This is a genomic window from Neisseria sp. P0022.S010 (assembly GCF_051956635.1).
Window position 1 is genome coordinate 1 of sequence record NZ_JBQCXF010000219.1, and the last position, 4,825, is coordinate 4,825.

Genomic DNA, 4,825 nt, shown 5'->3' on the forward strand with positions numbered 1-4,825 from the left:
AGCCATGAAACAAATCTGTCTTGACCGCTACCTCGCATTCGGTTGCGAAGGCCAAGCCGACAAAATCAAACCGATTTCTTTGGAAAAAATGGCAACCAAATACGCCAAAGGCGAATTGAACCAAATCGTTAAATAATCCGTAGATCGGATTCATACTGAGGCCGTCTGAAAACTTGGCAATAAAGTTTCAGACGGCCTTAGCTTTTGGAAAATTTATAGTAAAATCTTCCACCGACTACACATCAAAACACATCGAAAGCAAACATGAAACTCGCCGTTATTTTGCCGGCCTATTGTGCCGAAGCTTATTTGCCCGAATGTTTGGATTCGGTATTGAATCAAACATTCCGTGACTTTTTCGTCATCGCCATCAACGATGCTTCAACAGATAAAACCGGCGAAATCCTTGAAGCTTACGCAGCCAAAGATTCACGTTTGCAGGTTTTCCACCTTCCGGAAAATAGGGGCGAGCCGTTTGCCTGCCAATTTGCCATGGATATGCTCAAAGACGTAGAGGTCGAATATGTGGCACGAATGGATGCGGACGATATTTGCGCCTTGGATCGTTTTGAAAAACAGATTCAGTTTTTAGACAGTCATCCCGAAATCGATATTGTCGGCAGCCAAGCCACCATCTTTTTTGATGACCAAACCGGAAGAGAACCCGTTTTAAGCGACCTCCCCCTGCTCGACAAAGATATTAAAGCCTTTCTCTCCTTAGCCGCTCAAAACATGTTCAACCCCACCACCATGTGGCGGCACGACAGCATTAAAAACCTCGGGATAAACTACACCGCGACAGAAACCGCGCCCGATTTCCATATGTGGGTGCAATGCGCCCTACATGGCAAAACCTTTGCCAACCTGCCCGAGTCTTTGTTGTCTTACAGGATACACACAGCTCAAGAAAGCAAAAAAAGAGACAGAATCAACAGATCCGTCCAATACACCATGGAATTGTGGTTCAGCCACCTTTTCCCTGAATTGAACCCAGTAGAAGTTACCCTCTTAAGCCGAATCTTGCATGAAAAGCAACTGCGTTTAACCACCGAAGAGCTGAAAACCATTTTTGCCGCTTATGACAGAATCAGCAAAGACCGCAGCATTTCATTGTTTGGCGAAGACCGTAATACGTTGTTCGGCATGATAGACAATTTCTTCAATTTCTTAAAAAGCCAGTTGAAATTCACTTAAATTATAAAAGGCCGTCTGAAACCTCGGTTTCAGACGGCCTTTATCTATTTCAATATCAATCTAAATCAGAACAAGCCGTGAATCACGCCTTCTGCGTCCACATCGATTTTCTCGGCAGCCGGAACTTTCGGCAGACCCGGCATTTTCATCATATTGCCGCACAATGCAACGATGAAGCCCGCACCGGAAGAAACGGTAATGCCGCGCACGGTAATGCGGAAGCCTTCAGGGCAGCCCAAGAGTTTGGCGTTGTCGCTCAAAGAATATTGGGTTTTCGCCATGCAGACAGGCATTTTGTCCAAGCCCAGTTTTTCCAGTGAAGCGATTTCGGCAGACGCTTCCGCGCTGAAATCAACATCTTCCGCGCCGTACACTTTTTGGGCAATCGCACGGATTTTGTCTTTAATGCTCAACTCAACATCGTAGGCGAAGCGGAATTCGTTGGGTTGGTTTTCGATGGCGTTAACGACTTTGTGCGCCAAGTCTGCACCACCCGCGCCACCTTTGCCCCATACTTCGGTCAGGGAAACTTCAACGCCGTGTTCCGCGCAGGCTTTTTCAATCATGGCCAACTCGGCATCGGAGTCGGACACGAAGCGGTTGATGGCAACCACCACAGGCAGGCCGAATACGTTTTTCAGGTTGGAAATGTGTTTCAGCAGGTTAGGCAGGCCTTTTGCCAAAGCGTCGAGGTTTTCTTCGCCAAGGTTGGCACGCTCCACGCCGCCGTTGTATTTCAAAGCGCGGACAGTGGCCACGACAACAGCCGCATCAGGTTTCAAATCCGCCAGACGGCATTTGATGTCGCAGAATTTTTCCGCGCCCAAATCCGCGCCGAAGCCTGCTTCGGTTACGGCATAATCGGCAAGGTGTTTCGCCAAACGGGTGGCCGTTACAGAGTTACAGCCGTGGGCGATGTTAGCGAAAGGGCCGCCGTGTACAAAGGCCGGAGTGCCTTCGATGGTTTGCACCAAGTTAGGCTTAATCGCATCTTTAAGCAATGCCGCCATCGCGCCATTCGCTTTCAAATCTTTGGCGTAAACAGGGCTGCCGTCTTTGGCATAGGCGACAAGGATGTTGCCCAAACGCTCTTTCAAATCGCTGATGTCTTTGGCAAGACAGAATACCGCCATCACTTCGGAGGCAACGGTAATGTCGAAACCGTCGGGACGCATCACGCCGTCAACAGGTTTGCCCATGCCGTCGATGATGTTGCGCAACTGGCGGTCGTTCATATCGACCACGCGCCGCCAGAGCACGCGTTTCGGATCGATGTTCAACTCGTTGCCTTGGTAGATATGGTTGTCGAGCATGGCGGCGAGCAGGTTATTCGCCGCGCCTATGGCGTGGAAGTCGCCGGTGAAGTGCAGGTTGATGTCTTCCATCGGCAAAACTTGGGCATAGCCACCACCTGCCGCGCCGCCTTTAACACCAAACACCGGACCCAAAGAAGGCTCGCGCAGGGCGATAACCGAGTCTTTACCGATATGGCGCAACGCGTCCGCCAAACCGATGGTTACAGTGGTTTTACCCTCACCCGCAGGAGTCGGATTAATGGCGGTAACCAAAATCAGACGGCCTTGTTTTTGCGGCAGCTTGAATGCTTCGGCAGGATTGATTTTGGCTTTGTAATGACCATAGGGCTCGATGTTGTCAACGTTCAAACCCAGCTTGGCGGCAATTTCACCAATCGGGCGCATGGTGGAAGACTGGGCAATTTCAGCATCGGTTTTGAAGCTCATGATTTTCCTTTATTGAGAGAGGGAAAGGCCGTCTGAAACAATACCATTAAAGACGGCTGGAAGAAAAAGAATATTAGTTCTATTATAGCGTTTTCCAAAGACAAACCGCAGTGAAAATTTCGATATTTCATCAACAAGCGGATTCATATTGTCAACAATTTGAAACAAAGGAATAAAACATGAGCAGCAACGCATGGCTGTTTTGGGCATTGGCATCAGCTGGCTTCGCCTCGCTGACGGCGATTTTCGCCAAAATGGGTTTACAGGGCATAGATTCAGATTTCGCCACCTTTATCCGCACCTTGGTCATCCTCGCCGCTTTGGTATTGTTTTTAACCTACACCGGCAAATGGCAGGGCGTGAACGGCTTTACCGGCCGCAACTGGACATTCCTCATCCTATCCGGCCTCGCTACCGGCGCTTCTTGGCTCGCCTACTTCAAAGCCCTGCAACTGGGCAACGCCTCGCAAGTCGCACCCGTCGACAAATTCAGCCTGGTCTTGGTCGCCCTGATGGCGGTGGTCTTTCTGGACGAACGCCCAAGCACGCAGGAATGGATAGGTTTAGGCTTGGTAACCGCAGGCGTATTGACTTTGGCTTTGAAACGATAAAGATTGGGACATCAAAAAAGGCCGTCTGAAAAAGTTCAGACGGCCTTCGCTTCAAACAATCAGCTCAATATTAATTTGAACCGACTTTGATTTTTTGCCACAAGTTAACAGACAGTTTTTTCGCATCTGCGCTCATTTGAGGCATGACGAAACCGTCTTTCATGTCTTGCTCGTTCGGGAAAATAGAACGTGTGTTCACCAGCTCGGCAGGCATTTTTTCGCGTGCAGGTTTGCTGGCCGGCGCGAAGGTTACGGCGATACCGTTTTTCGCAGCCACTTCGGGATCCAGCGTGTAGTTGATGTACTTGTGGGCATTGACGACGTTTTTCGCATCGGCCGGAATCAGCCAAGATTCGATCCAGAAGCCCATGCCTTTCGGAGTCAACACTTCGATGCCGACATTGTTTTTCACTTCTTCAGAACGCGCTTTGGCCAAATTCAAGTCGCCGCCGTTACCTGCCGCCAAGCAGATGTCGCCGCGCGCCAATTCATCAATGATGGAAGGGCTGAAACGTTTCACGTCAGGACGGATGGTTTTCAAAACTTCTGCCGCCGCTTTCAAATCTTCAGGATTTGAGCCTTTAGGATCTTTACCCAAGTAGTTCAACAAGATTGGGAACATTTCGCTCGGGGTATCCCACAAAGCGATGCCGCAAGATTTCAGCTTGTTGGTGTATTCAGGTTTAAACAGCAAATCCCAGCCGTTTTCAGGCAGCTTGCCGCCCAAAAGCTCTTTACCTTTCGCAGTAATCGCCAAAGTGTTCACGCCGGAGAAGTAAGGCACGGCGTATTGATTGCCCGGGTCGGCGGTTTCCAACATCTTCAGCAATTCAGGGTCGATGTTTTTATAGTTCGGAATCAGATCCTTATTGATTTTTTGGTATGCACCTGCCTCAATTTGACGTGGCAGGAAGGCAATACCGGGCACAACCAAGTCATAGCCGGATTTACCGGTCAGCATTTTGGCTTCCAGCGTTTCGTTGTTTTCATACAAATCGTAAGTCAGCTTCAAATTATTGGCTTTTTTGAAGTCTTCGACTGTACTTTCGTCAACGTAGTTTGACCAGTTGTAGATATTCAAAGTATCGGTAGCGGCTGCCTCGGCATTGGCAGCAGGCGCGCTGCCTGCTTGAGGTTGCTCGGCTTTTTTCTCGCCACCGCCGCACGCGGCCAAAGACAATGCGGCCAATACGGCTAATACAGATTTTTTCATACGGGCAGATTCCTGATGAAAGAGTGGTTAATGTCAATAAATAAGAAACCCTGCACCCCATAAAC

4 protein-coding genes and 1 pseudogene are annotated in these 4,825 nt (G+C 49.3%); 3 read left to right on the plus strand and 2 right to left on the minus strand.

Annotated elements, in window-relative coordinates; translation table 11 throughout:
- Together ACTHUT_RS14020 and ACTHUT_RS14025 are read left to right on the plus strand one after the other, a co-directional pair.
- Window positions 1-136, plus strand: a pseudogene (locus ACTHUT_RS14020) (fructose-1,6-bisphosphate aldolase); the annotation flags it as partial.
- A gap of 128 nt (window positions 137-264) precedes the next feature.
- Window positions 265-1,194 (plus strand): glycosyltransferase family 2 protein, encoded by a 930-nt coding sequence (locus ACTHUT_RS14025; protein ID WP_250601267.1) that lies wholly within the window; start codon window positions 265-267, stop codon window positions 1,192-1,194.
- A 65-nt stretch (window positions 1,195-1,259) separates the two neighbouring features.
- Here the strand turns inward: ACTHUT_RS14025 and ACTHUT_RS14030 are convergent, their stop codons facing one another.
- A complete protein-coding gene (locus ACTHUT_RS14030) occupies window positions 1,260-2,936 on the minus strand; it encodes a formate--tetrahydrofolate ligase (protein WP_070459427.1) in 1,677 nt (558 codons plus the stop codon).
- A 179-nt stretch (window positions 2,937-3,115) separates the two neighbouring features.
- On the opposite strand from ACTHUT_RS14030, the gene ACTHUT_RS14035 reads away from it, so the two are divergent.
- The gene (locus tag ACTHUT_RS14035; RefSeq protein WP_003680126.1) at window positions 3,116-3,547 is read left to right on the plus strand and encodes an EamA family transporter; all 432 of its coding nucleotides are present in this window, start codon (window positions 3,116-3,118) and stop codon (window positions 3,545-3,547) included.
- 70 nt (window positions 3,548-3,617) lie between these two features.
- On the opposite strand, the gene ACTHUT_RS14040 is transcribed toward ACTHUT_RS14035, so the two are convergent.
- Window positions 3,618-4,760: an extracellular solute-binding protein gene (locus ACTHUT_RS14040; protein ID WP_137041143.1), complete on the minus strand. Its 1,143-nt coding sequence runs from the start codon at window positions 4,758-4,760 to the stop codon at window positions 3,618-3,620.
- Between the last annotated feature and the right edge of the window lie 65 nt (window positions 4,761-4,825).